General features: G+C 65.2%; 22 protein-coding genes and 1 tRNA gene. 10 read left to right on the forward strand and 13 right to left on the reverse strand.

The genetic code is table 11. The annotated features are described in order from the left end of the window. Window positions 1–12: 12 nt before the first annotated feature. Window positions 13–663, forward strand: coding sequence for a uracil-DNA glycosylase (locus tag ACFVYC_RS12520; RefSeq protein ID WP_387550287.1), 651 nt, complete (start codon window positions 13–15; stop codon window positions 661–663). Here the strand turns inward: ACFVYC_RS12520 and nboR are convergent. Continuing rightward, window positions 660–1,319 (reverse strand): nicotine blue oxidoreductase, encoded by a 660-nt coding sequence (nboR, locus tag ACFVYC_RS12525; protein ID WP_387550289.1) that lies wholly within the window; start codon window positions 1,317–1,319, stop codon window positions 660–662. The two genes, ACFVYC_RS12520 and nboR, sit on opposite strands and share 4 nt — an antisense overlap. 87 nt (window positions 1,320–1,406) lie before the next feature. Further along, window positions 1,407–4,160 carry a pyruvate dehydrogenase (acetyl-transferring), homodimeric type gene (gene aceE, locus ACFVYC_RS12530; protein WP_387550291.1) on the reverse strand — a complete coding sequence of 918 codons (2,754 nt, stop codon included), beginning with the start codon at window positions 4,158–4,160 and terminating at the stop codon, window positions 1,407–1,409. A gap of 125 nt (window positions 4,161–4,285) precedes the next feature. Between aceE and ACFVYC_RS12535 the strand changes: the two genes are divergently transcribed. Further along, on the forward strand, window positions 4,286–5,047 hold the full coding sequence (locus ACFVYC_RS12535; RefSeq protein WP_387550407.1) for an SDR family oxidoreductase: 762 nt from the start codon (window positions 4,286–4,288) through the stop codon (window positions 5,045–5,047). A gap of 17 nt (window positions 5,048–5,064) precedes the next feature. Here the strand turns inward: ACFVYC_RS12535 and ACFVYC_RS12540 are convergent, their stop codons facing one another. Further along, the gene (locus tag ACFVYC_RS12540) at window positions 5,065–5,445 is read right to left on the reverse strand and encodes a sterol carrier family protein (RefSeq protein ID WP_387550293.1); all 381 of its coding nucleotides are present in this window, start codon (window positions 5,443–5,445) and stop codon (window positions 5,065–5,067) included. 134 nt (window positions 5,446–5,579) lie between these two features. On the opposite strand from ACFVYC_RS12540, the gene ACFVYC_RS12545 reads away from it, so the two are divergent. Next, on the forward strand, window positions 5,580–5,951 hold the full coding sequence (locus tag ACFVYC_RS12545; RefSeq protein ID WP_387550295.1) for a VOC family protein: 372 nt from the start codon (window positions 5,580–5,582) through the stop codon (window positions 5,949–5,951). 22 nt (window positions 5,952–5,973) lie between these two features. Here ACFVYC_RS12545 and ACFVYC_RS12550 read toward each other — a convergent pair whose 3' ends face one another. Together ACFVYC_RS12550 and ACFVYC_RS12555 are read right to left on the reverse strand one after the other, a co-directional pair. Beyond that, window positions 5,974–6,990 carry an asparaginase gene (locus ACFVYC_RS12550; RefSeq protein WP_387550297.1) on the reverse strand — a complete coding sequence of 339 codons (1,017 nt, stop codon included), beginning with the start codon at window positions 6,988–6,990 and terminating at the stop codon, window positions 5,974–5,976. A 36-nt stretch (window positions 6,991–7,026) separates the two neighbouring features. Continuing rightward, on the reverse strand, window positions 7,027–8,589 hold the full coding sequence (locus ACFVYC_RS12555; RefSeq protein WP_387550299.1) for a molybdopterin-dependent oxidoreductase: 1,563 nt from the start codon (window positions 8,587–8,589) through the stop codon (window positions 7,027–7,029). Window positions 8,590–8,684: 95 nt separating this feature from the next. Here ACFVYC_RS12555 and purD point away from each other — a divergent pair, with 95 nt between their 5' ends. Both purD and ACFVYC_RS12565 read left to right on the forward strand, forming a co-directional pair. Next, complete coding sequence (purD, locus tag ACFVYC_RS12560) at window positions 8,685–10,001, forward strand: phosphoribosylamine--glycine ligase (protein WP_387550409.1); 1,317 nt, start codon at window positions 8,685–8,687, stop codon at window positions 9,999–10,001. 1 nt (window position 10,002) lies between these two features. Beyond that, window positions 10,003–10,941, forward strand: a complete 939-nt coding sequence (locus ACFVYC_RS12565; RefSeq protein WP_387550301.1) for a phosphoribosylaminoimidazolesuccinocarboxamide synthase — start codon at window positions 10,003–10,005, stop codon at window positions 10,939–10,941. Between the two features lie 48 nt (window positions 10,942–10,989). Here ACFVYC_RS12565 and ACFVYC_RS12570 read toward each other — a convergent pair whose 3' ends face one another. Next, window positions 10,990–12,255, reverse strand: coding sequence for a helix-turn-helix domain-containing protein (locus tag ACFVYC_RS12570; RefSeq protein ID WP_387550303.1), 1,266 nt, complete (start codon window positions 12,253–12,255; stop codon window positions 10,990–10,992). A 131-nt stretch (window positions 12,256–12,386) separates the two neighbouring features. Between ACFVYC_RS12570 and ACFVYC_RS12575 the strand changes: the two genes are divergently transcribed. Then, window positions 12,387–12,617 (forward strand): hypothetical protein, encoded by a 231-nt coding sequence (locus tag ACFVYC_RS12575; protein ID WP_387550305.1) that lies wholly within the window; start codon window positions 12,387–12,389, stop codon window positions 12,615–12,617. Window positions 12,618–12,753: 136 nt separating this feature from the next. Here the strand turns inward: ACFVYC_RS12575 and ACFVYC_RS12580 are convergent. The 5 genes from ACFVYC_RS12580 to ACFVYC_RS12600 form a co-directional block, all read right to left on the reverse strand. Further along, window positions 12,754–12,830 (reverse strand) — tRNA-Pro (locus ACFVYC_RS12580). 66 nt (window positions 12,831–12,896) lie between these two features. After that, window positions 12,897–14,723, reverse strand: a complete 1,827-nt coding sequence (locus ACFVYC_RS12585; RefSeq protein WP_387550306.1) for an ABC transporter ATP-binding protein — start codon at window positions 14,721–14,723, stop codon at window positions 12,897–12,899. Further along, the gene (locus ACFVYC_RS12590) at window positions 14,720–16,528 is read right to left on the reverse strand and encodes an ABC transporter ATP-binding protein (RefSeq protein WP_387550308.1); all 1,809 of its coding nucleotides are present in this window, start codon (window positions 16,526–16,528) and stop codon (window positions 14,720–14,722) included. The genes ACFVYC_RS12585 and ACFVYC_RS12590 overlap by 4 nt, the downstream gene beginning before the upstream one ends. Window positions 16,529–16,739: 211 nt before the next feature. Beyond that, window positions 16,740–17,702: a metallophosphoesterase gene (locus tag ACFVYC_RS12595; RefSeq protein ID WP_387550310.1), complete on the reverse strand. Its 963-nt coding sequence runs from the start codon at window positions 17,700–17,702 to the stop codon at window positions 16,740–16,742. Beyond that, window positions 17,692–19,995, reverse strand: coding sequence for a transglycosylase domain-containing protein (locus ACFVYC_RS12600; RefSeq protein WP_387550312.1), 2,304 nt, complete (start codon window positions 19,993–19,995; stop codon window positions 17,692–17,694). The genes ACFVYC_RS12595 and ACFVYC_RS12600 overlap by 11 nt, the downstream gene beginning before the upstream one ends. A gap of 37 nt (window positions 19,996–20,032) precedes the next feature. Between ACFVYC_RS12600 and ACFVYC_RS12605 the strand changes: the two genes are divergently transcribed. Genes ACFVYC_RS12605 through ACFVYC_RS12615 form a run of 3 tightly spaced genes read left to right on the forward strand, consistent with a single transcriptional unit; the run spans window position 20,033 to window position 21,650 of the window. Continuing rightward, the gene (locus tag ACFVYC_RS12605) at window positions 20,033–20,188 is read left to right on the forward strand and encodes a DUF4177 domain-containing protein (RefSeq protein ID WP_003797879.1); all 156 of its coding nucleotides are present in this window, start codon (window positions 20,033–20,035) and stop codon (window positions 20,186–20,188) included. A 1-nt stretch (window position 20,189) separates the two neighbouring features. Next, window positions 20,190–20,723: a RidA family protein gene (locus ACFVYC_RS12610; RefSeq protein WP_387550314.1), complete on the forward strand. Its 534-nt coding sequence runs from the start codon at window positions 20,190–20,192 to the stop codon at window positions 20,721–20,723. Between the two features lie 15 nt (window positions 20,724–20,738). Continuing rightward, on the forward strand, window positions 20,739–21,650 hold the full coding sequence (locus tag ACFVYC_RS12615) for an NUDIX hydrolase (RefSeq protein ID WP_387550315.1): 912 nt from the start codon (window positions 20,739–20,741) through the stop codon (window positions 21,648–21,650). Here ACFVYC_RS12615 and ACFVYC_RS12620 read toward each other — a convergent pair. Then, entirely contained in the window at window positions 21,647–21,829 is a 183-nt protein-coding gene (locus ACFVYC_RS12620; RefSeq protein ID WP_387550317.1) for a hypothetical protein, read from the reverse strand. The genes ACFVYC_RS12615 and ACFVYC_RS12620 overlap by 4 nt on opposite strands. Window positions 21,830–21,993: 164 nt before the next feature. Beyond that, window positions 21,994–22,671 (reverse strand): Crp/Fnr family transcriptional regulator, encoded by a 678-nt coding sequence (locus tag ACFVYC_RS12625; protein ID WP_003797871.1) that lies wholly within the window; start codon window positions 22,669–22,671, stop codon window positions 21,994–21,996. 184 nt (window positions 22,672–22,855) lie between these two features. Here ACFVYC_RS12625 and ACFVYC_RS12630 point away from each other — a divergent pair, with 184 nt between their 5' ends. Beyond that, window positions 22,856–24,040, forward strand: coding sequence for a MarP family serine protease (locus ACFVYC_RS12630; protein ID WP_387550319.1), 1,185 nt, complete (start codon window positions 22,856–22,858; stop codon window positions 24,038–24,040). The last annotated feature ends 1 nt before the right edge of the window (window position 24,041 follow it).

The raw sequence follows: 24,041 nt of genomic DNA on the forward strand, positions 1-24,041 counted from the left end.
CTGCGCCCGCCGGTGACCGCCGCTATCACCGCTTTTGTGGAGCGACTCGCTGCCGTGCCTACGGTCCCGGGCCGCAACAACTTCTTTGACCACAGCGTCCCGGACAATTCAGTGCGCCGGCAGAACCTGGAGCTTTACCTCGAGGAGATGCTGGACCGCTCACCGCAGGTGCTGCTGCTCGGGGAGGCCCCGGGTTTCAGGGGCATGAGGATCACCGGGGTTCCCTTCACCAACCGCACCATGTTCCAGGAACCGGCCAACAGCTTCGGCCTGTTCGGCCCGGGTAAGGGTTACGTGTTGCCGGCGGAAGCAGTGGGGGTCGCGGCGGAGCCAACGGCAACGGTGATGTGGGAAGTGCTGGCCGAACTGGAGTTCCTGCCGCTGCTGTGGAGCGCCTGCCCCTGGCATACCCACGTGCCCGGAAAGCCGCAGTCCAACCGCACGCCCCGGATCACCGAAGCCCGGCTCGGAACTCCCTTCTGGCAGTCGCTGGCTGAACTGTTCCGCATCAAAACCGTGGTGGCTGCAGGCAACGTGGCACACCGGAGCCTGCTGTCCAGCGGCCTGGACCTGCCGAAAGTCCGCCACCCCTCCCACGGCGGGAGGGCCGGCTTCAAGCAGGGGCTGGAGGAGTTGCTCGCGGCCGGGGCAATTCGCAGCTAGCCCAGAAGGTACAGCTGCTCAGGGGTGTCTATATCTTCCCCGGTGGACAGGTCGCTGCAGTCCACCTCGTCCACCAGCTCCGGATGGACCCGCAGGAAGCCGCGTGCCCCGGCGTCGCCCGCCACGGTTGCGGCCACAGCCTGCCGGAGACTGACGTCGATGACCAGGGGATGCCCGCGACGGAGCCTGCCGCCTGCACGGTTGGTTGAGGCAGGGCCCGTTGCGGCAGCGCCGCCGTCGTAAGCAGCCGCGGTGACCCGGCCCGGGCGGTGGGCTGCCAGCAGCCGCCCCACAGTGCGCGGTGTCAGTCCGGGCTGGTCCACGAGCGCGACCATGAGATGGTCGCCGGGGTCTGCAGTGGCGTTGCCCAGCAGCAGGGAACTGCCCATGCCCGACTGCCATTCGCGGTTCACCACCATCCTGTAGCGATCCAGCTCGGCGATGGACGCCACGGCCGCGGCGCCGGCGCCGAGCACCACCACCACCTCGCGGCAGCCGCCGTCGAACAGCGCCGCCGCGACAGACTCCACCAGCGGGCGGCCGCGGTACGGCAGCAGGGCCTTGGGCCCCCGGCCGAGCCTGGTCCCGGCGCCGGCCGCAAGCACCACCCCGGTGGTCCTGATCTCGGACAAACCCGCTCCGTTACCGTTCCCCATAGCTGCACCCTAATCGAGTTCTTGGACAGATACCGCGACTTCAAGGGCCGGAAGTCCTCGTCCTTGTCCTCAAACTCGAGGGAGTGGTCAGGCGTCGCCGCCGGCCCCACCTGTGGTGCCTGCGGTTACGTCCAGGAGTTTGTAGCGGTCCATGGCGTACGACGGCGAGCCCGCCTCAACCTCGCCCCTCGCGGCGAGCATCTCCAGCGAACGCACCACGATGGAGTGGGTGTCGTTCTTGAAGAAGCGGCGGGCTGCGGCGCGGGTGTCGGAGAAGCCGAAGCCGTCGGCACCGAGGGTGGCGAATTCGTTTGGCACGAACTGGCGGATCTGGTCCGGTACGGCCTTCATGTAGTCGCTCACGGCCACGACGGGACCCCGCGCGTCCGCCAGTTGACTTGCCACGAACGGGATCCGGGCAGGTTCACCGGGGTGCAGGAACGCCCCTTCTTCGGCGGCGAGGCCGTCCCGGCGCAGTTCGTTCCAGGACGTGACGGACCAGACGTCCGCTGAAACGCCCCAGTCCTCGGCGAGGATGCGCTGGGCTTCCAACGCCCAGGGGACGGAGACGCCGGAGGCCAGAATCTGGCTTTTCGGACCTTCAACGTCCGACGCCGACACCCGGTAGATGCCCTTGAGCACACCTTCGACGTCGAGGTTCTCCGGTTCGCCGGGCTGGGTGATGGGCTCGTTGTACACGGTGAGGTAGTACATGAGGTTCCGGTCGGTTTTGTCTCCTTCGGAGTGCTCCCCGTACATGCGTTCGATGCCGTCGCGGATGATGTGGCCCATTTCGTAGCCGTAGGCGGGGTCGTAGGTGACCACGGCCGGGTTGGTGGAGGCCAGCAGCGGGGAGTGGCCGTCGGCGTGCTGGAGGCCTTCGCCGGTGAGGGTGGTCCGGCCTGCGGTGGCGCCGATGATGAAGCCGCGGGTCATTTGGTCTGCCGCTGCCCAGAAGGCGTCGCCGGTGCGCTGGAAGCCGAACATGGAGTAGAACACGTAGACCGGGACCAGCGGCACGCCGTGGGTGGCGTAGGCGGTGCCGGCGGCGGTGAAGGCTGCCACGGCGCCGGCTTCGTTGATGCCGGGGTGGATCAGCTGGCCCTGCGCGGATTCCTTGTAAGCCAGGACGAGGTCGCGGTCCACGGAGAGGTAGTTCTGGCCGCCCGGATTGTAGATCTTCGCGGTGGGGAAGAACGCGTCCATGCCAAAGGTCCGGGATTCGTCCGGGACAATCGGCACAATTCGGTGCCCGAACTTCTTGTCCCTGATCAGGTCTTTCAGAAGGCGCACGAAGGCCATGGTGGTGGCTGCCTGCTGCTTGCCCGAACCGCGTTTGGCCACGTCAAAGGTTTTGGCCTCGGGCAGTTCCACGGACTGGTGGTGCGGCCGGCGTTCAGGCACTGCGCCGCCGAGTGCCCTGCGCCGCTCGTGGAGATAGACGATTTCCGGCGCATCATGGCCGGGATGGAAGTAGGGCGGGCTGTAGGGATCCTCCTCCAGCCGGGCATCGGAAATCGGAATGCGAAGGTAGTCCCTGAATTCCTTTAGGTCGTCGAGGGTGAGTTTTTTCATTTGGTGGGTCGCGTTGCGGCCCTCGAAGTGCGGTCCGAGTCCGTAGCCCTTGACGGTCTTGGCGAGGATGACGGTGGGTTTGCCCTTGAATTCGGTGGCTGCCTTGTACGCGGCGTAGACCTTGCGGTAGTCGTGGCCGCCGCGTTTGAGGTTCCAGATCTGGTCGTCGGTCAGGTCCGCGACGAGGTCTTTGGTGGCCGGGTCTTTGCCGAAGAAGTGTTCACGGACGAACCCGCCGGATTCGGCCTTGTAGGTCTGGTAGTCCCCGTCGGGGGTTTCGTTCATGATCTTCACGAGCGAGCCGTCGGAGTCGCGGGTGAGCAGGTCATCCCACTCCCGGCCCCAGACGACCTTGATCACGTTCCAGCCCGCGCCGCGGAAGAACGCCTCGAGTTCCTGCATGATCTTGCCGTTGCCCCGGACCGGTCCGTCCAGGCGCTGGAGGTTGCAGTTGATCACGAAGTTCAGGTTGTCCAGGTTCTCGTTCGCCGCGAGCTGGAGCAGGCCGCGGGACTCGGGCTCGTCCATTTCCCCGTCGCCCAGGAACGCCCAGACCTGCTGGTCAGAGGTGTCCTTCAGGCCCCGGTTATGCAGGTAACGGTTGGACTGGGCCTGGTAAATCGCGTTCATCGGCCCGATCCCCATCGAGACCGTGGGGAACTCCCAGAACTCCGGCATCAGCCGCGGGTGCGGGTAGGAGGACAGGGCGTGGCCCTCCTTGGACTTTTCCTGCCGGAACCCGTCCAGGTCCTCCTCACTGAGGCGGCCTTCCATAAACGCCCGGGCGTACATGCCGGGGGAGGCATGGCCCTGGAAAAAGACCTGGTCCCCGCCGCCAGGGGCATCCTTGCCGCGGAAGAAGTGGTTGAAGCCCACCTCGTACAGGGTCGCGGCCCCGGCGTAGGTGGAGATGTGCCCACCCACGCCGATGTTCGCCTTCTGCGCCCGGTGCACCATCACCGCGGCGTTCCACCGCATGTACGCCCGGTACCGGCGCTCGTACTCCTCGTTGCCCGGGAACGGTGCTTCCTGGTCCACCGGGATCGTATTCACGTAATCAGTGGTGGTCACCATCGGCACCCCGACGCTCTGCGCACCGGCACGCTGCAGCAGGCTCCGCATGATGTATTGGGCACGCTCGGTGCCCTGTTCCCTGATCAACGAATCCAGGGACTCAACCCACTCGGCGGTCTCTTCCGGATCACGATCAGGCAGCTGGTTAGTCAACCCGCTGAGGATATGGGAGGTATCTTCTCCTGCAGCCACGTCCGCCTCTTTTCATCGTTGAATGCTGGCTCCATGTTTTCATATTGTGAGAAAACAATTCTGTAGCTCGAGATTATGGGCGCAGGCCCTAGGATTCAATTGTGACCACACCTCAGGAGAACCTCATGTCCAGTCCCGGCCAGACCCAGCGCGTGGCAGTGGTCACCGGAGCGGGTTCCGGCATCGGCCGGGCGGTGGCCCGCCTTCTCCTCGGCGACGGCTACGCCGTTGCCCTCGCCGGGCGGCGCGAACAGCCGCTGGTGGAGGCGGCGCAGGGCCATCCGCACGCACTTCCCGTCACCTGCGACGTGACCCGGCCCGACGACGTCGAGCATCTTTTCGAGGCTGTTCGCCAGCGGTGGGGGCGGGTGGACCTGCTGTTCAACAACGCCGGAGTGTTTGGTCCGGCGGCCAGTGTGGACGAGATTCCGCTGGCCGACTGGGACGCTACCGTTGCGGTGAACCTGACCGGCTCGATGCTGTGCGCCGCGGCTGCCGTCCGGGCCATGAAGGCTCAGGATCCGCAGGGCGGGCGCATCATCAACAACGGTTCCATTTCAGCGCATTCGCCCCGGCCGCGGACGGTGGCCTACGCCGTCACCAAACACGCCATCACGGGGCTGACCAAAAGCATCGAACTGGACGGGCGGGGCTTCGGAATCACGTGCGGGCAGATCGACATCGGCAACACGGCCACGGAGATCATGGACACCATCGGCGTTGGGGAGGGCGCGCTCCAGGCTGACGGCAGCCGCCGGATTGAACCCACGTTCCCGGTGGAGGATGCAGCCCGGGCCGTCCTGATGATGGCCAACATGCCGGCCTCCGCCAGCGTGGGATCCGTGGTGATCACCGCCGCCGGCATGCCGTTCATCGGCCGCGGCTGACGCTCCTCTCGAAGCTGTTAGAGCGGCAGCAGGGCCGAGAGGTCAGCGCGCAGGCCGGACGCGGCCACTTTGCCGGCCGCGACTGCCTCCGCCCAGCTCAACTGGCCGGTCACCATCGCAAGCCAGGTGGCGGCGTCGCACTCAATCACGTTCGGCGGGGTGCCGCGCGTGTGCCGCGGCCCCTCCACGCACTGAGTAACGCCGAACGGCGGGACGCGCACCTCCACCGAATTGCCGGGCGCCCGCGCGGTGACCTCTTCAAGCGTGTACCTCACCGCAGTAGCCAGAACAGCCCGCGGAACGGGCGGAAGGTCCGGCGACGGCCCGGCGGCATTCCGCCACCGGTCCACCGCCGCGGCGCCTTCTGCTACGTCGATACGGCGGCGGGCTACAGGCATGTTTCCGGCTTCCTTCAGGTGTAGATGCAGTGGCAAAGGCCATCAGGTTACCGCGGACCGTTGGGGAGACGGAATCAGGACGGGCCGCGGGTACCATCGGTAACAACATCGTCAGCCACAGAACGGAGTCACCCGTGCAGCTCGGCGCTTTTTCAGTCAGCCTCAACGTCAAGGACATCGAGGCTTCACATGCTTTCTACACAAAACTCGGTTTCAGTCCCTTGGCCGGCGACATCTCGCAAAACTGGCTGATCCTGAAAAACGGCCAGGCCGTCGTCGGACTCTTCCAAGGGGTGCTGGAACGGAACGCGCTGACTTTCAACCCCGGCTGGGACCAAAACGCGCAGCCCGTGGGCTCCTTCACCGACGTACGGGAGCTCCAGCAGGAACTGCAGGGGCACGGCATCCAGTTCCTGGCTGAGGCAGAGGAAGGAACAACGGGTCCGGCGAGCTTCATCGTGGTTGACCCGGACGGCAACCCGGTGATTGTGGACCAGCACGTCTGACGGGCGCCCACTTCAGGGACGGCTAGTCCAGGAGTGCGGAGACTGCCGGGCCCAGCCGGATCTGTCCCACGGGGCGGCCGCCGCCCAGCACCGGCTCCACCACTTTCTCCAGGACGCTGGCAACACCCGGTATCTCCACGGCGCCGGCAGCGGCGAGAAGGGTCAGTGCCACCAGCGAGGTGGCCCGGACATTTCCATCCAATATCTTGACGGCCACGGAGACTCCCTGCGGCGTGGCCATAGCGAGGACGCCTTCGGCTCCGACCTTGGCGATGACTTCCAGCTCGTCCATCACCAAGGTGTTGGCCTCGCCGCGGCCCTGCACTGCCCAGGGGTAGTCAAGCATTGACGTTGCGATGGTGGCCGCCCGGGCGCTGAAGCTCTGGTCGCCGGGGGCCTTCGCCAGTTGGGAGAAGCTCCGCGCCAGGCCCTTGAGGGAAACCGCCGCCACGGGCGCGCCGCAGCCGTCAATTCCCAGGTGCGCGATCTTTTCGCCCGTGTACTCCTCGATGACCGTGCGGACCCGCTGCTGCAGCGGGTGGTTCGGCTCCAGGTAGCTGTGCGTATCCCAGCCGTTTTCGGTGCACGCCCACAGGAAGGCCGCGTGCTTGCCGGAACAGTTGAACGCCAGCCTGGACTTGCCGCGCTCGGAGCGGATCAGCCAGTTGCGCGCTGTTTCGTCCTGCGGCCAGGCCTCCGGGCACTGCAGCTGGTCCTCCCGGACGCCGGCGGCTTTGAGCATGCCGGACACCACGTCCATATGGTCCAGCGAGCCCACGTGGCTCGCACATGCCAGGGCCACCTGCGCACCGCGGAGCGGCACCCCGGACTGCATCGAGGCCAGTGCCTGGAATGGCTTCAGGGCTGACCTGGCAAAGATGGGGGTGTTGATGTCGCCAAGCTCGGTGACCACAGTCCCGTCCGCTGCCAGCAGCACGGCCGAGCCGATATGCCGGGATTCCACGAAACCGCTGCGCTCGATCACGGCCAGTTCGACGGCGGAGTCCACGGTAAAGGTGGCGTGCGGATTATGCGGCATGGTGCCAGTCTAGGGGCCTGCCTGCCGGATGCCCGGCTACTCCACGGTGACCATGATCGACTGCCACCCGGAGGCGCCGTCGGGAACGGGATCCGCCCGCTGGTCCGTCTGCACCTCGCCGGACCCGTCGGTGGCACGCACCTTGATGTAATGCTGCCCGGGCGCGGCGTCCCATTCATAGGACCACTGGCGCCACGTCACCAGGGACGCCTCGGTGGACAGGTCCGCCTCCGCCCAGTCGGCGTTGTCGATCTGGACCTCCACCTTGGTGATGCCACGGGTTTGGGCCCAGGCGGTGCCGCCCACGGCGACCTTCCCGGCCGGAACTTTCGCGAAGGACTTGGGGACGTCCACGCGCGCCATGGTCTTGATGGGTCCACGCTCGGACCAGCCACGCTCGGTCCAGTAGGCCTTGCTGTCCGCGAACCTGGTGACTTCGAGGTCCACCACCCATTTCGTTGCGGACACGAACCCGTACAGTCCCGGAACCACCATCCGCACCGGGTAGCCGTGCTCGATGGGGAGTGGCTCGTCATTCATGCCGATGGCCAGGATGGCATCCCGGTCATCCTGGAGGACCTCCAGCGGGGTGGACGCGCTGAAGCCGTCGATGGACGTTGAGAGCACCATGTCCGCACCGTCCATCGGCTTCGCGCGCTTCAACACCTCGCGGATTGGCAGGCCCAGCCATTTCGCGTTGCCGGCGAGATTGCCGCCAACTGGATTTGAGACACAGGTGAGCGTCACGTGCGCTTCGATGAGATCGGCGTCGAGCAGGTCCTGGAACGTGAGCCGCACCTCCTCTTCAACCAGCCCATGCACCCGGAGCTCCCACTCCTCCACGTCGATTTCGGGGACACTGAGGGCCGTGTCAATCCGGTAGAACTCCCCGTTGGGTGTCACCCACGGGGGGACGCCCGGCGCCGGCGACTGAACGCCGGCCGGAACGGCAGGCGCGGCCTTCACCGGCGCGGGAAGCTGCAAGGCATCCCGCGCCTGGGCGATGTTGCTGCGCGCCGCGCTCAGGAGGCGTCCCCCCGTGGCGGCAACCCCGGCGGCAAGTGCGGTGACCCCGGCTGCGGCGAAGAAGCGACGGCGGCTGGACCCCGAAGTGCCGGCAGCGGCGGGGGCTTTGGGCCTTGCCTTCGCCTCCCGCAGCGGGGTAATCAGGAACCGCAGGGCAGCCAGCCCCGCGAGCGTCCCCATCAGCGATGGTAGGGCGTCCGCCGGTTCCACGCCTGCCCGGGTGATCACGCTGGCCACAATCACAGCACCCATGAACAGGACGCCCAGGACACCCAGAGCCCAGCGCCGGTACGCCACCACGCCCAGCACGCAGGCCAGTACGGCGATGGTCAGGCCCATGCCCACAAAGAGCGCGGCCTTGTCATTGGTGCCGAACGTGGCGATCGCAAAATCCTTCAGCCAGGACGGCGTGAAGTCGATAAACGTGGATCCCAACGCGATGACAGGTGTGGCGCGGGCCGTGAAAAATGCCCCCACCAGCTCGGCCACGGCAAGGACGGTGGCGGCGGCCACCATGCCCGCCAATGCGGCCATGGCGGCGGGGCCTGCGAACCAGTTCCGGAGCTTTTCCATGACACAGGTTCGGAGCGGAGCGGCCAGGGGATTGTTTTTGGCGGGGCTGACACAGCTTAGGAAGGGGCCGGGTGCACAAAGTACCCTTGGAGACTGTGAAGGTACTCGTCATCGGCCCCGGAGGCCGCGAACACGCCATTGTCCGCTCCCTGCTCGCCGACCCCAACGTGTCCGAGGTCCACGCAGCTCCCGGCAATGCCGGCATCAGCAAACTGGTCCCCACCCACAAGATCAACGGCAATGATCCCGACGCCGTCGCCGCCTTGGCCACCAAGCTCGCCGTGGATCTCGTGGTAGTTGGCCCCGAGGCGCCGCTGGCGGCAGGTGTTTCCGACGCCGTCCGGGATGCCGGGATCCCGGTGTTCGGCCCCAGCAAGGCCGCCGCGCAGCTGGAAGCCTCCAAGGCATTCGCCAAGGAAATCATGGCGGAGGCCGGTGTACCCACGGCCATGGCGATGGTCGCCACCGACGCTGACGAAGCCGCTGCAGCCCTGGACACCTTTGGCGCACCGTACGTGGTGAAGGACGACGGACTTGCTGCCGGCAAGGGCGTGGTGGTCACCAGGAACCGCGACGAAGCCCTGGCGCATGCACAGTCCTGCTTCGACGCCGGCGGGTCCGTGGTGATCGAGGAGTTCCTCGACGGCCCGGAGGTGTCCCTCTTTGTCCTCTGTGACGGTCACAACACCGTGGCGTTGTCGCCTGCCCAGGACTTCAAGCGCATCTTCGACAACGACGAAGGACCCAACACCGGCGGAATGGGTGCCTACACCCCGTTGGAGTGGGCCCCCGAGGGGCTGGTCCAGGAGGTCATTGACCGGGTGGCCCAGCCCACGGTCAACGAGATGGCCAGCCGCGGCACCCCGTTCGTGGGTGTGCTGTTTGTGGGGCTCGCACTGACCTCCCGCGGAACCCGCGTGATCGAATTCAACGTCCGTTTCGGCGACCCGGAAACCCAGGCCGTGCTGGCCCGGCTCAAGACGCCCCTCGGTGCCCTGCTTCTCTCAGCCGCCAAGGGCGAACTGGACAAGGCAGAAGAGCTGCGCTGGGCCAAGGACACTGCCGTCGCCGTCGTCGTCGCGTCCGAAAACTACCCTGACAGCCCGCGCACCGGTGACCGGATCCGCGGGCTGAAGAAGGTGGAGGAGCTGGAGGGCGTGCACGTGATACACGCCGGCACCACCCTCGACGAGGACGGCAAAGTGGTTTCGGCCGGCGGGCGCGTGCTTGCGGTCGTCGCGCTGGGCAGCGACCTGGTGGAGGCCCGTGAAAGGGCGTACGACGGCGTGGAGCTGGTTCAGCTTGAAGGCTCGCAGTTCCGCACGGACATCGGCCGCAAGGCCGCCCGCGGCGAAATCCGGGTATCGTCAGCCGCTACCGGATCACTGCCTGTAACGAAGGGAAAGGTTTAGCATGACCGAGAGTTCCGCAGCACGTGGTTTTGATGCCGCCGCCCTGGACCTGCCGGGCTGGACACACGTCTACTCCGGCAAAGTCCGTGACCTTTACGAACCGGCTGACGACTCGGTCCGGCAGCGGGTGGGCCGGGACTGCGTGCTGGTGGTGGCCAGCGACCGCATCAGTGCCTTCGACCATGTCCTCACCAGCGAGATCCCGGATAAGGGCCGCATCCTCACGCAGCTGAGTTTGTGGTGGTTTGACCAGCTGGAAGTGGAGCACCACGTCCTGGCCTCCACGGTGGAGGACGGCGTGCCGGCGGCCGTCGCAGGGCGTGCGATGATCTGCAAAAAGCTGGACATGTTCCCGGTGGAATGCATCGCCCGCGGCTACCTCACGGGTTCCGGCCTGCTGGAGTACAAGGCGTCGGGGACCGTATGCAGCATCCCCCTGCCGGAGGGCCTGGTGGACGGTTCGCGGCTGGAACACGCCATCTTCACGCCGTCGGCGAAGGCGGCAGTGGGCGAGCACGACGAGAACATCACGTATGACGCCGTCGTGGCAATGGTCGGAGATGACATCGCCGGACGGCTGAGCCAGCTCACCCTGGAGATCTACACCAAGGCGGAGGAAATCGCCCGCAAACGCGGGATCATCCTCGCCGACACGAAGGTGGAGTTCGGCTACGACGCCGTCTCTGGCTCCATCACCCTGGGCGATGAGGTCCTGACACCGGATTCCTCGCGGTTCTGGGACGCCGCCACCTACCAGCCAGGGCAGGCGCAGCCGTCCTATGACAAGCAGTATGTCCGGGACTGGCTGACCTCGGCCGAATCCGGCTGGGACAGGGCGTCAGACACGCCTCCGCCGGCGCTGCCTGCAGAAGTGGTGGACCGGACGCGCGGCCGCTATGTCGAAGCCTACGAGAAACTGACGGGCAAAACCTTCAGCTGATACCCTCGCCCGGCGGAGCCCCAGCGGCTCCGGCGAGTGGTGTGCCGCCTAGCTGACTTTGGTGGCAGCCGCAGCCCGCTGTTGGGCCAGTTTTATTTCCAGGACCGCGTCCAGTGCTTGCTGGACGCGGTCTGCTGCTCCTGCCGCGCTGAAGGCCTTCTGGGCTTCCTCGAGGTGTACCAGGGCTTCATCGGCCTCGCCCGCTGCCTTGAGCGACTTGCCCAGGAGGAGGGAGACCTCTCCTGCGGTGTGTTTGGCGAGGTCTTCGCGCTCCGCGTGGATTTCCCGGAGCTTCTCGACGGCGGCAACAATGTCGCCGGTCAGGTACAGCCAGCGGGCGCGGATGAAGGCGACCTCCAGTTCGTCACTCTTGGTGCCGCCCACAATGGAGAAGGCGAGCTCGGCCCGTTCGATGGACGAAAGGGTTTCCGGTTCGACAATTCCTGATGACAGGCGCACGGCCGCTGAAGCCTTGTTGAACCGCGCCCAAAGCTCGATGTCGTTAGCGGGGGACAGCAGTTTCGCTGCCCGCTCGTGGTGCTTGACCCCTTCGGCGTAGTCGTGCCGCATAAAGGCGACATTGCCGATCACCCAGGCTACTTCGCCGGCCAACTGGGACATGGCGTGCTCGTCCACTTGTTCGTACAGCGCCAAACAAAACTTCCACGCTTCATCCAACCGACCGCTTTCAGCCAATGCGCCGATCAGGATTCGGTGTGCGCCGATCAGTACTGTGGAATTCCTTGGCAGCTGCACAGAAAGCTTTACAGCTTCGAGTGCATGGTCCACCGCAACGGACAGTTGCCCCTGTCCATGGCACACCGCAGCCAGCATCTGCCGGGCACGCACACCGAGGCCCACTGATTCCGTAGCCATGGGGTGCTCCAGCAGGCGCTCAACGATCTGCTGACATTCCCGCAGCTTGCCTTCCTTCATGAGGCACTCCGCCTGCATGTAGGTCATATTCCACCAGGCGCTGGTGTTTCTGCCCTCAAGAGCGATCTGCGCTGCTGTGGCAGCGTGGTTCGCCGCCAGCGGGTAATCCCGCAGATCCCACGCCTGGCGTGCGTAGAGGCCGGCCAGAACGTATTCAGCATCGCTGACAGTTATTGGCTGGCTCCAGGCTTCGAGGGCCTTCGGCGCCAAGTCGAGTCGCCTGGCCAGTTCCTCGATTACCTCGGCGGTGGGCTCCCTTCGGCCCGTTTCTAGCAGTGAAATATAGCTGGGAGAGTACAGGTCTTTGCCCAGTTCGGCCTGTGTCAGTCCACGCTCTAGGCGCTCAGCCCGGAGCTTCTCTCCGAATCCGTTGCCCACAGCATTTCCTCCTCATCTGGACATTGGGACACATCAGTGCTTGACAGCCCCTGTGGAAAATATTTTACAATGTGTGTCAACAAGGACAGTGCTGGCTTTGTAACGAATCCGACTCGTATTGAGGAATGTATATGTTGAAGAAGATCGCAACCGCGGCCGCGCTGGCTGGAGCCCTGGCGTTTTCTGCGGCGGCTCCAGCCGTACTGTCTGCGGGTTCAGTAGCTGAGAACTCCGGGACTTCCGTAGCTATTGGGAACTGGCCCGATCCGGCTTCCCAGAAGGTCAAAAAGGACAAGAAGGGTCAGACCACCGAGACCCCGTACACCACGTACAGGATCGGCAACTGGCCCGATCCAGCGTAAGTAGCTTCCTCAACAAAGGAGGCGAGGGAAGGCCCCGAAGCATCTGCTTCGGGGCCTTTCCCTTACCGTGGAAGACTCCTGGCCGGGCGGCCGGGCATGAAAAAAGAGGGCCTCCGTGTGGAGACCCTCTTTTGTTTGGTCGGGATGACAGGATTTGAACCTGCGACCTCTTCGTCCCGAACGAAGCGCGCTACCAAGCTGCGCTACATCCCGATCCGCTGCAAAAGCAACTTTACAAGGATAGCCGATGCGGGTCCCCGATGCGAAATCCGCGGCAGATCACACCAGCGAGTCCTTCCATGCGCCGTGCAGTTCCGCGAAGCGTCCGCCGCCACCGATCAGTTCTGCCGGCGGGCCGTCCTCCACGATCCGTCCGTCGTGGACAACCAGCACGCGGTCCGCCGTCTCCACCGTGGACAGCCTGTGCGCAATGATCAGGGCAGTCCTGCGGGCAGCGTCCGTGCCTGCCAGCAACCGGGCCAGGCCGGCCTGCACCAGCCTCTCCGAGGGGATATCCAGTGAGGATGTGGCCTCGTCCAGGATCAGCACGGCAGGACTGGCCAGGAACGCCCTGGCGAAGCTGATGAGCTGGCGCTGGCCGGATGACACCCGGCCGCCGCGTTTATTGACATCAGTGTCATAGCCCTCAGGAAGTTCAAGGATGAACTCATGCGCGCCTACGGCCTTGGCCGCCTCTTCGATTTCGGACCGGGACGCTTCCGGCCGGCCCAGGGCGATGTTGTCCGCAACGGAACCGCTGAACAGGAAGGCTTCCTGGGTGACCATCACGATGTTCCGCCTCAGGTCCGTGGTGCCCAGGTTCCGGAGGTCCACGCCATCGAGGGTGAGGGAGCCGGAGGAGACATCATAGAAGCGGGCGATCAACTTGGCGAGGGTGGACTTTCCCGCTCCGGTCTGGCCCACCAGGGCGACGGTCTGGCCCGCGGGTATGTGCAGGTTCAGCGTGGGGACGATCACCGGGCCGTCGCCGTAGCGGAATTCCACGTTCTCGAAGTCGATGGAACCCCTGGCGTCCTTCAGGGCGACAGGGTTCTTGGGCGGCCGGACCGTCGGTACTTCTTCCAAAAGGCCCGACACCTTCTCCAGGGCTGCCTGCGCGCTTTGGAAGGAGTTGTAGAACATCGCCATCTGGTCCACCGGCTGGAAGAACCTTTTGGTGGAGAGGATGAGCGCCAGCAGCACACCTACCGCAAGATCATCGGTGAGGACGCGGAAGCCGCCGAAGAGCAGGACCACGGCCACGCAGACGTTCCCGATCAGCACCAGTCCCGGCTGGAAGATGCCGTTGAGGTTGATGGAGCGGACGGTGACCAGCCGGTAGTCCTCGGCGAGTTTTCCGTAGCGTTCGGCGTTCTCGCGTTCCTTGCGGAAGGCCTTCACCGCGCGGATGCCGGTCATGGTCTCCACGAAGTGCACGATCAGGCGGGCGGACACCACCCGTGATTCGCGGAAGGCGATCTGCGAGTGCTTTTGGTACCAGCGTGCCAGGAAGTACATGGGCACACCCGCTGCCAGCACCAGCAGGCCGCTGCGCCAGTCCAGGGCGAACACGGTGATTGCGGTGAAGATCATAAACAGCAATCCGGACGCCAGGGAGCTGACCCCGGAGTCCAGGAGTTCGCGGAGGGCTTCCAGATCTGAGGTCTGGCGGGCAATGATCCGGCCGGAGGTGTACTTCTCATGGAACTCAAGGCTCAGCCGCTGGGTGTGCCGGAAGACGCGGAGGCGGAGGTCCAGCAGCATTGCCTGGCTCAGCTTCGCCGTGGAGGTGACGTACAGGGCGGTGAGTCCCGCCGTCGCGACCGCCGCCAGCAGATAGGCGACGCCGGTGAGCACCAGGGGCAGGTTGTCCCCGGCCTGCAGGGCGGGCAGGGCATGGTCGATGCCGAAGGCGATGAGCGCCGGACCTGCCACCCGTGCAGCCTGGGAAAGGACCACCGTGGCTATCGTCAACCAGAACCGCAGCCGCACTGGCCTGATGAGGGAGCGCAGCAGTGCCAGCGACCGGCGTCGTACCGCCCTGCTCTCGCTCTTGCTCAGGTGGGCGTTGTCTTCGTTGGCGGTGCCAAAGGTTGCCGTGCTCATCGGGTCACTTCCTCTGCCTGGTCCTCGAGAGCCGACAGCTCGGAGTCCAGGTCCCGTGGTTCCTGGTCGAGGCTGGCGATGACGTAGCGGTAGTGGTCGTTGACCGCCAGCAGTTCCGTGTGGGTTCCGACGGCCGTGATGCGCCCGTCCTCCAGCAGCGCCACCCGGTCCGCCAGCGACACCGTGGACGGACGGTGGGCGACGATCAGCGTGGTGGTGTCCTTCAGAACGGTCCGGAGCCGCGTTTCCACGAGTTCCTCCGTGTGGACATCCAGGGCGGACAACGGATCATCGAGCACCAGCACCCGGGGGCGCGCGGCGATGGCGCGGGCCAGGGCGATGCGCTGCCGCTGCCCGCCGGACAGGCTGAGGCCTTCCTCGCCGATCAGGGTGTCCAGGCCCTCGGGCAGGGAGTAGGCGAAGTGCGCCTGGGCCACGTCCAGCGCCTCCTCGAGGGCCGCCTCGCTGCGGGCGGGTGCGCCAAGGAGGACGTTGTCGCGGACGGAATTGGAGAACAAGGTGGTGTCCTCGAAAGCGACACCCACGATGCGGCGGAGTTCCTCCACGTCGAAGTCCCGCAGGTCCACGCCGTCGATGCTGATGGAGCCGTCGGTGACGTCGTACAGCCGCGGCACAAGCTGGATCATTGCGCTCTTGCCGCTTCCGGTGATGCCCACCAGGGCCATCGTTTCGCCGGGCCGGAGGTGGAGGTTGATCTCCTTCAGGATGGGCTTGTCCGGAGCGTCCTCGAAGGCAAACGTGGCGTTGTTGAAGCGGAGCGCGCCGGCAAGCTGGCCGGGGCGCCGGGGCTCAGTGGGACTGGTGATGGCGTTGGCCGTGTCCATCACCTCGAAGTGACGGTCGACGGCGGTCTTGGCGGTGAGTGCCATGGCGAGCAGCATGCCGGAGAACTCAACGGGGGAGGCCATGACGGCGGCAGTCGCGAAGAAGGCCACCAGCGCACCAATGCTCAGTTGGCCACTGGCACACAGCATCACACCCACCACAAGTCCCGCGCCGAGGGCAAGTTCGGGCAACAGGGTAACCACCATGGTGAAGGCTGCCTGCTGGCGTGCCTTATCAATCTCCGTCTGGCGCAGTTCTTCGGCTTGTTCCTCGAAGTTTTCGAGGGCTTCCCGGCTGCGGCCAAACGCCTTGAGCACGCGGATGCCGTGGACGGACTCCTCAACGGTGGTGGCAAGATCGCCGGCCTGGTCCTGGCTGCGGCGCGCCACCCTGCTGAAGCGTGTGCGGAACCGGAAGCTGTAGGCCATGATCGGCACGGCAGCAGCCAGGAAGATGAGGGCCAGCTGCCAGCTCATGGCGAACATAACGCCGATACCGATGATGACGGTGAGGGTGGTGACCACCAGCATGATGGCGCCGAAGGCCATCCAGCGGCGCAGGAAGTTCAGGTCGGTCATGGCGCGGGAGAGCAGCTGGCCGGACCCCCAGCGGTCGTGGAAGGAGACCGTCAGGTCCTGCAGGTGGTCATACAGCGACACCCGCATCCGGGTCTCCACGGAGGTGGCGGGGTTGATCACGAACTGCCGGCGAAGCGCCACGAGCCCGGCCTCCGCTACACCCAGTACCAGGATCACGCCCGCCGATATCCAGACGGCTTCGGTGGAACCGCCGGCCTGGAGCGACTCGTTGATCAGCACGCGCAGGACCTGGGGGATGGCCAGGGCAACAACGCTGGCCAGCAGTGCGCACAGAAGTCCCAGGAGAAGCCGGGGGATGATCGGCCTGACATGGGGATAGAGACGGCTGATGGATCGAAAAAATGAAGTTTGCTTGGCCATGCCCGCTTCTCAAGCTCTAAAACGAATGTAGTTTCCCGTAGCAACTACCCTATGCCATGGGGTGAGCCGATTCACAGTGATTAAACCCTGTCAGCGGACTTGCCGAATTATTGCATTGCGTAATGGCTTCTGCGCAGGTCCGCCCCGTTGACCTGTCAGTTCTGGTTGCCAACAGCACTGTTTGGGAACCGAAACTGATAGGTCAACAGGGTTAGTTGGGCGAGGTGAGGGTGAGCAGGACAGCTTCCGGTTTGCACGCGATGCGGACCGGGGCGAAACGGGAGGTGCCGATGCCGCCTGAGACGTTTACCGGCGTCGTACTTCCATTGCTCTGCCAGTCGTTGAGCCCTTTAGCCCGCCACGTGGGGAGGTCGCAGTTGGACACCAGGGCGCCGTATCCGGGGATGCACAGCTGGCCGCCGTGCGTGTGGCCGGCGAGGAGGAGGTGCGCGCCGTCCTCGGTGAAGTGGTCCAGCACGCGCTGGTAGGGCGCGTGGATAACGGCGACCTTGAGGTGGGGGGTGGCGTTCTGGTTGACAGTGCCGCGGGGCCAGCCCGCGTAGCGTTCCCGGTTCAGGTGCGGATCGTCAACGCCGGAGAAGTCGAAGCGAATACCCTTCAGGACCACGGACTGGTGCCGGTTGGTCAGATCAACCCAGCCACCCATGCCGAAGCCGGAGCGAAGCCGCGGCCAGTCCAGCGCGGTGGGTTTTGGTTTGGCCTTGGACGGCCCCAACAGGTAGGAGGCCGGGTTCTTCAGGCTGGGGGCGAAGTAGTCGTTGGAGCCGGGGACAAACACGCCGGGAAACTCCAGAAGGGGGCGGAGGGCCTGCAGCAGCGGGTCCACCGCCTTGGCGTGGCTGAGGTTGTCTCCGGTGTTGACCACCAGATCGGGCTCAAGGCCAGCCAGGGATTCCAGCCAGGCGGCCTTCTTCTGTTGCCCGGGGACGAAGTGGATGTCGCTCAGGTGGAGGATCCGGAACGGGGCCTGCCCCGGTGGGAGGATATCGAGCGTTTCCTCGCGGAGGACAAACTGGTTCTTTTCCCACAGGCCATAGCCGAAGGCGGCCGCGCCTGCCACGGTGCCGGCTCCTGCGGTGACGGCAAAGCCGCGCCCGATGGTCCGGGCGCGGCTGGCCAATGCACTGGTGGAGATCATCGGGCTAATCGTCATTGTTTCCGTTTCCATTGCCGTTCCCGTTCCCGTTGTTGCTCGGGGCGGGGGCGGGCTGCGGGGCTGCCGGCGCCTGCGTGGACTGCGGGGCAGTGGTTGCGGGAGTCCGCGTCGAGGTCCCGCCGCCACCGTTCAGCAGGTTGCTGGGCGGTGCGGGGAACGGGGCGGTGCCGTAAGCCGGCGCGATCTGGGACATGAACCTGGAGAACATGGGCCCGGCGATCATGTAGCCATCAATGCCCTGGTAGAACTTTCCGTTGACGGTGATGTTCTGGCCGGAACGGTCCTGGGCGCCCAGGGCGTCACCGAACCAGGCAGCGGTGGCAAGGCCCGTGGTGTGGCCGACAACCCAGGTGGAGCCGTTGTTGTTGGACGTACCGGTCTTGGCACCAATCGGGAAGCTGGTGCGGGTGGAGATCCGAGGCTGGATCAACGAACCGGATCCACGGTTGAGGACTTCCTGCAGGGCGTAGTTCACACCGCGGGCAACCTCGGGCTTCACCGCATCCCGGCAGCTGGTGGACTGTGCGGGCAGCTGCGCACCGGTTTGGTCAGTGACCGACGTGATGGCCATCGGCTCGCAGTACTTTCCGTCGTTCGCGAAGGTGGCGAAGGCGCTGGCCATGGTCAGCGGGGCGGTCTGAGTGGAACCCAGCAGGTTGCCCAGCGTGGACATGTTGATCTTCGGGTTCGGGTCCCCGTCAGCAGGAAGCCCGCCGTGGAGTCCCGTTGCGTCCACGATCTTCTGGATTCCACAGAAGTCCAGCTGTGAGGCGGAAGCGAAGGTGACGGTGTTGATGGAGTTGTAGAGCCCCTCGAGGACGGACAGGGGCCGGTACCACTGGGGTTCGGCATTCTGCAGGTCGTCGGCAGCGCCGAGGGCCTTCTGGGCCGTGTTGTAGGCGCCGGTGACCTGTCCGCAGGTGTTGCGCCACGGGAAGTTCAGCGGGTAGCGGCGCTGGGCGGCATTGACCACGGTGTTCATGGACTTGCCCTCGTTCAGCCACTCCGCGAACGTGAACGGCTTCATGGTGGATCCGGGCTGGGCACCGCCCAGGCCGTTGAGGTCGTTTCCGTCCTTGTCCAGCTTGTCCACGTTGAAGTTCACCTGCGAGTCGAAGGACCCTTCGGCCGGCAGGAAGGTGGTGTTCTGCGCCATCGAGACGATCTTGCCGGAGTTGGGCTGAACGGAAACCATGGCCGCGCCCCACTTGTCCGGGTTGGCGCCGGCGGAAGCGTTGACCTGTTCCTGGGCAGCAGCCTGAGCCTTCGGGTCAAGTGTTGTGGTGATGGTCAGGCCGCCGCCGTAGATGAGGCGCTTCCGCTCATCAAGTTCCGCGCCGTAGGCCGGGTTGTTCTCCAGCAGGTGGAGGATGTAATCACAGAAATACGGGGCGGTGGAAGCATAGGCACAACCCTGCTTGGGCTGCGTCACTGTGGTTTCCACGGGAGTGGCTACGGCGGCGTCGTGGTCAGCCTGGGTGATCTTGCCCTGGCTCAGCATCAGGCCCAGCACCAGGTCCCGGCGCTGCTTGGCGTTCTCCGGGTTGTTGATGGGATCAAACGCCGAGGGGCTGTTGACCAGTCCGGCCAGCAGAGCACCCTGGGGGAGGGTCAGGTCCTTGGCGGTGGTGCTGAAGAAGAAACGGGACGCGGCTTCGATGCCGTACGCGTCGCGGTTGAAGAAGACGATGTTCAGGTAGCCCTCAAGGATCTGCTCCTTGCTGAACTCCTTCTCCAGGGCGATGGCCAGCTTCATTTCACGAAGTTTGTCGCCCACACCCTTGTTGACGCCATTGAGCTTGATGTCCTCGTCCCGGCCCTCGGCGGCGAGGTTGGAGTTAAGGACGTTGTTCACGTACTGCTGCGTGATGGTGGAGGCGCCTTGCCTGTTTCCGCGTGCGGTGCTGACCACTGCACGGAGGATACCAGTGGTGTCCACACCGCCGTGGTCATAAAAACGGCTGTCCTCGACGGCGATGACAGCTTCCTTAACGAAGGGCGAAATCTGGTCCAGGGCAACCTTGGTCCGGTTCTCGGTGTAGACGCTGGCGATCTCGCTGCCGTCCGCGGCCAGGATCCGGGTGGTTTGGTTGGGCGGATCAACCTTCAGCTCCGCCGGAAGGGTATCGAAAAAGTCGATAGAACCGCTGGCTGCGCTGCCGGAAACGGCCGCCGCGGGCACCAGCAGGCCCGCTACCAGGACACCGCAAATAGCACTCACGCCAAGGAAAACCAGAATCTTTCCTAGGGTGGTGGCAGTGTCGAATAATGGGTTCTTACGAGGAGCCATGTTTTCCACTTTACCGGCAAGGACTAGTCTTTCTCTCATGACCAAATGGGAGTACGCCACGATTCCGCTCATTATTCACGCCACAAAGCAGATACTGGACCAGTGGGGAGACGACGGCTGGGAGCTAGTCCAGGTAGTCCCCGGACCGGACGGAAACGGTCTGGTTGCCTACCTGAAGAGGGAGAAGCAGTAGCATGAGCGCCTCTGCAGAAGCCCAGTCCGGCACGTCTGCTGCCCCCGTCTCGGCGGTTGAGCAGCGGCTCACGGAGTTGGGAATCACACTTCCCGAGGTTTCCGCGCCGGTAGCCTCTTACGTGCCGGCAGTGATCTCCGGCAGCCACGTGTATACCTCCGGCCAGCTGCCCTTCGTCAACGGCAAGCTCGAAGCCACAGGCAAGGTTTCCGCCGGTACCGGAGGTTTCGCGGACGAGGCCACGGTTTCCCCGGAAGACGCACAACGGTTTGCCGCAATCTGCGCCGTCAACGCCCTGGCAGCAGTTAAGAGCGTCATCGGGGACCTGGACCGCATCACCCGCATCGTCAAAGTTGTGGGGTTCGTCTCCTCCGACCCCTCCTTCACCGGACAGCCCGGCGTCATCAACGGTGCGTCGGAACTGCTGGGCCGCGTCCTCGGCGACGCAGGCCAGCACGCACGTTCCGCCGTCGGCGTTTCCGTACTGCCGCTCGACTCTCCGGTAGAAGTCGAACTGATCGCCGAATTCAGCTAGGACCGGTCGCTTCCTTTGCCTCAGCTCGCCCGCCGCTTGTTTGCACTCCCTCAGGACCTTGAAGGGGCAGCGCAGAGCTGGCTCGAACACGGCGAACGGACTCCGCGGGCCGCGCGGCTCGCTTCATCCGTAGTCCTGCTGCGTGATTCCCCCACCGGCCTGGAAACCTGGCTGGGTTACCGTCCCGGCTCCTCGCCGCTGGGGGTCCTCGCGTTCCCCGGCGGCTCCCTGGACGCAGCCGACGACGACCCCGTCGGCTGGCTGGGCCCCTCACCACAGCATTGGGCCGAGCAAATGGGAACTGACGACGTCGGGCTCGCGCGCCGCCACGTGCTGGGCGCCATTCGCGAGCTCTTCGAGGAAACCGGCGTGCTGCTTGCCGGTGCTGACATGGCGAGCACCGTCGAGGCCACCTCCACACCGGAGTACATGCGGGCCCGCCTTGCCGTTGCCGAGCAGGAAAAGACCTTTCCGGAGGTCCTGGCCAAGCGCGGGTTGTCCGTCCGTACCGACCTGTTGAAGTCCCTCGTCAACTGGCGCAGCCCGGACTTCGCACACCGCAGGTTCGACACCCGCTACTTCGCCGCCACCGTGCCCCTGAACCAGCAGCCCACACTGCTGGACGGCAAGGGTGTGTGGGGCAGGTGGGTGAACGCGGCCAGCATCATCGCCGGACGTGACACCACTGACCTCGGTGACGAGGTGGGCCAGGAAAACACCGTGGGCCGCACCCTCGGCGGGCTCCTGGTGCCCGGGTCCGAGATCATGCTTGAAAAGATGGCGGCGGCTAACGGGTGCATTGCCTACCTCAGCTACAAACGCAAGGCCCACGTGTACCAGCCGCGGCTCGTGGAAGAAGACGGCAAGCTGCTGCTCGAAGTCGAAGCAGCAAAGACCACCGCGGGGGATCCCCAGCGCGAACGCTAAATACGGCGGAGCGTTGAGTACGGGCGGCTCGGAAGGCTTCCTGCGGTCCACGGCCTGACCGGCGGTTCCAGTGGAATCTGCCCCCGGCCGTCCTTGATCACCAGGACCACCGTGCCGACTATCGCGGCAAGGGAAGCCAGCCCCAACAGGATCAGCACAACAGCCAAAGCCACGGTCATCGCCATACACCTCTGGGCTTAATTTTACCGCCGGCCCGATGGTTGAGCCCGTCCTAACACCCCCTCTCACTTTCTGCCGGTTCCCGGCTTTAAGTGATGGACGGTGTGAGCCCAGCAGGACACGCAAAAGGCCGCCCCTTGGGGCGGCCTTTGTGCTGTGGGGACTAGCGGGAGCGCTGGCGGAGGCGCTGCATGTCCAGGATGACGACGGCGCGGGCTTCCAGACGCAGCCAGCCGCGCTGGACGAATTCCGCGAGCGCCTTGTTGACGGTCTCGCGCGAAGCGCCGACAAGCTGGGCCAGTTCTTCCTGGGTGAGCTCGTGCGCCACCAGGACGCCGTCCGTAGCAGGCCGGCCGAAGCGGTCTGCCAGGTCCAGGAGCGCCTTGGCAACGCGGCCGGGAACATCAGAGAACACCAGGTCCGACAGGGAATCGTTGGTGCGGCGCAGCCGGCGGGCCAGGGCCTGCAGAAGCTGTGCGGAGACCTCCGGGCGCGTGCGCAGCAGGCTGTTCAGGCTTTCGTTCTTCAGCCCGGCCAGGCGGGTTTCGGACACCGCGGTGGCGGTGGCGGTGCGGGGGCTGGGATCAAACAGGGCCATCTCACCAAAGAGTTCACCCGGGCCGAGGATGGCAAGGAGGGATTCCCGGCCGTCGGGGGAGGTGCGTCCAAGCTTCACCTTGCCCGAGACGATGAAGTAGAGCTGGTCGCCCTGGTCGCCCTCCCGGAAAACCGAAGCACCGCGGGAAAGGTCCACCTCGGTGAGCTCGTCCGTCAGCAGACGGAATGCGTCGTCGTCGAGCGTGGCGAAAAGTGGTGCTCGGCGCAGTACCTCGATGTCCATAAAATCTCCTGAATAAAAGTGTCGGCTGTGGCGCTTGTGCCATTGTTTCAGAATTTTCAAGGTTCTGTGACGAACTTGGCAGCCAAAACGCCCGGGCGGCGGGCTCCGGAGGCGAAGTGAACCCACAGAAGATTGTCAGGCTACGCCACTAGAATGAGGTTACAACTGCTTATAAGGAGCCTTAGTGGTCGGCTTGACTGTCCTGGACCTGGTCCTGATCCTGGCGCTGCTGTCCTACTTGGTCTACGGCCTGCGCAACGGCTTCCTTGTGACTGCCGGCGGTATTGCAGGATTTGCCGCCGGAGCCGTGGCAGCCTTCTTTGCGGTCCCCCTCGTGAGCGGCTTTGTCGAAGACTCCGGGTGGAGGCTGACCGCCATCATTGCCGCCGCCGTCGCGCTGGTGGTGCTGGGGCATGGCCTGGGCACAATGATTGGCCGGACCGTCCGCGGCGCGGTGCGGATCCGGCCCCTCCGGGCCGTGGACCGGCTGGTGGGCGGCGCCGTCAACGTTGTGGTCTCCGCGCTGGTCATGTCCATGCTGGCCTTCAGCGTCAGCTCCCTTGGCGTCCCTTTTGTGTCCAAGCAACTGGCCGAATCCCGGGTCATCCGGTTCATCGACGGCCTGACCCCGGACCCGGTAAAAGCCACCATGGCGCAGTTGCGCTCAACCGTCATCGGCAACGGGATACCCACCCTTATTGAGGGACTGGACCAGGGCCCGGCGGTGCCCGTCCCGAACGCGAGCACCGATACCCCGGCCCTGAACAGGGCCGCCGAGTCCGTCCTGAGAATCGCCGGCACCGCTTACCAGTGCGGCCAGAACCAGACCGGCACCGGCTTCGTTGTTTCCGAGGACCGGGTGGTAACCAATGCGCACGTGGTGGCGGGCGTGTCGCAACCCGTCGTGGAAATGCCCGACGGCGGTGCGATGCCCGGGCGCGTCGTCTACTTCGACACCCGGCATGACCTCGCGGTGCTGGCGGTTGACGACCTGCCGGCCCAACCGCTGCCCCTGAGCGCAGACCTGCCCAACGGCAGCCCGGCCGCGTTCGCAGGCTATCCGCACGGCGGCCCCTTCCAGTCCCGGCCGGCCACCGTCCAGGACATCACCACGGTGCTGGTGCCGGACATCTACGGCGCCAACCCCTCGCCTGAAGAGATCTACCGGCTGGCAGGAGACGTCCAGCCCGGGAACTCCGGCGGCCCACTGCTGACCACCGAGGGGCAGGTGGCGGGAGTGGTTTTTGCCAAGGCGACGTCGGACGCCGACATGGGATTCGCCATCACCATGGACGATCTCAACCCGGTGGCAGCACAGGCGCCAGCACTGAGCGCACCTGTGTCCTCGGGGCAGTGCATCCAGAAATAGC

The organism is Pseudarthrobacter sp. NPDC058329 (genome assembly GCF_042879835.1).
Classification (GTDB): Bacteria; Actinomycetota; Actinomycetes; order Actinomycetales; family Micrococcaceae; genus Arthrobacter.

Coding starts and splice junctions, on each gene's coding strand:
- nboR (WP_387550289.1), bottom strand. CDS start 1,319: ATGGGGAACGGTAACGGAGCGGGTTTGTCCGAGATCAGGACCACCGGG.
- ACFVYC_RS12535 (WP_387550407.1), top strand. CDS start 4,286: ATGTCCAGTCCCGGCCAGACCCAGCGCGTGGCAGTGGTCACCGGAGCG.
- ACFVYC_RS12540 (WP_387550293.1), bottom strand. CDS start 5,445: ATGCCTGTAGCCCGCCGCCGTATCGACGTAGCAGAAGGCGCCGCGGCG.
- ACFVYC_RS12550 (WP_387550297.1), bottom strand. CDS start 6,990: ATGCCGCATAATCCGCACGCCACCTTTACCGTGGACTCCGCCGTCGAA.
- ACFVYC_RS12555 (WP_387550299.1), bottom strand. CDS start 8,589: ATGGAAAAGCTCCGGAACTGGTTCGCAGGCCCCGCCGCCATGGCCGCA.
- ACFVYC_RS12565 (WP_387550301.1), top strand. CDS start 10,003: ATGACCGAGAGTTCCGCAGCACGTGGTTTTGATGCCGCCGCCCTGGAC.
- ACFVYC_RS12575 (WP_387550305.1), top strand. CDS start 12,387: ATGTTGAAGAAGATCGCAACCGCGGCCGCGCTGGCTGGAGCCCTGGCG.
- ACFVYC_RS12585 (WP_387550306.1), bottom strand. CDS start 14,723: ATGAGCACGGCAACCTTTGGCACCGCCAACGAAGACAACGCCCACCTG.
- ACFVYC_RS12590 (WP_387550308.1), bottom strand. CDS start 16,528: ATGGCCAAGCAAACTTCATTTTTTCGATCCATCAGCCGTCTCTATCCC.
- ACFVYC_RS12595 (WP_387550310.1), bottom strand. CDS start 17,702: ATGACGATTAGCCCGATGATCTCCACCAGTGCATTGGCCAGCCGCGCC.
- ACFVYC_RS12600 (WP_387550312.1), bottom strand. CDS start 19,995: ATGGCTCCTCGTAAGAACCCATTATTCGACACTGCCACCACCCTAGGA.
- ACFVYC_RS12605 (WP_003797879.1), top strand. CDS start 20,033: ATGACCAAATGGGAGTACGCCACGATTCCGCTCATTATTCACGCCACA.
- ACFVYC_RS12610 (WP_387550314.1), top strand. CDS start 20,190: ATGAGCGCCTCTGCAGAAGCCCAGTCCGGCACGTCTGCTGCCCCCGTC.
- ACFVYC_RS12620 (WP_387550317.1), bottom strand. CDS start 21,829: ATGACCGTGGCTTTGGCTGTTGTGCTGATCCTGTTGGGGCTGGCTTCC.
- ACFVYC_RS12625 (WP_003797871.1), bottom strand. CDS start 22,671: ATGGACATCGAGGTACTGCGCCGAGCACCACTTTTCGCCACGCTCGAC.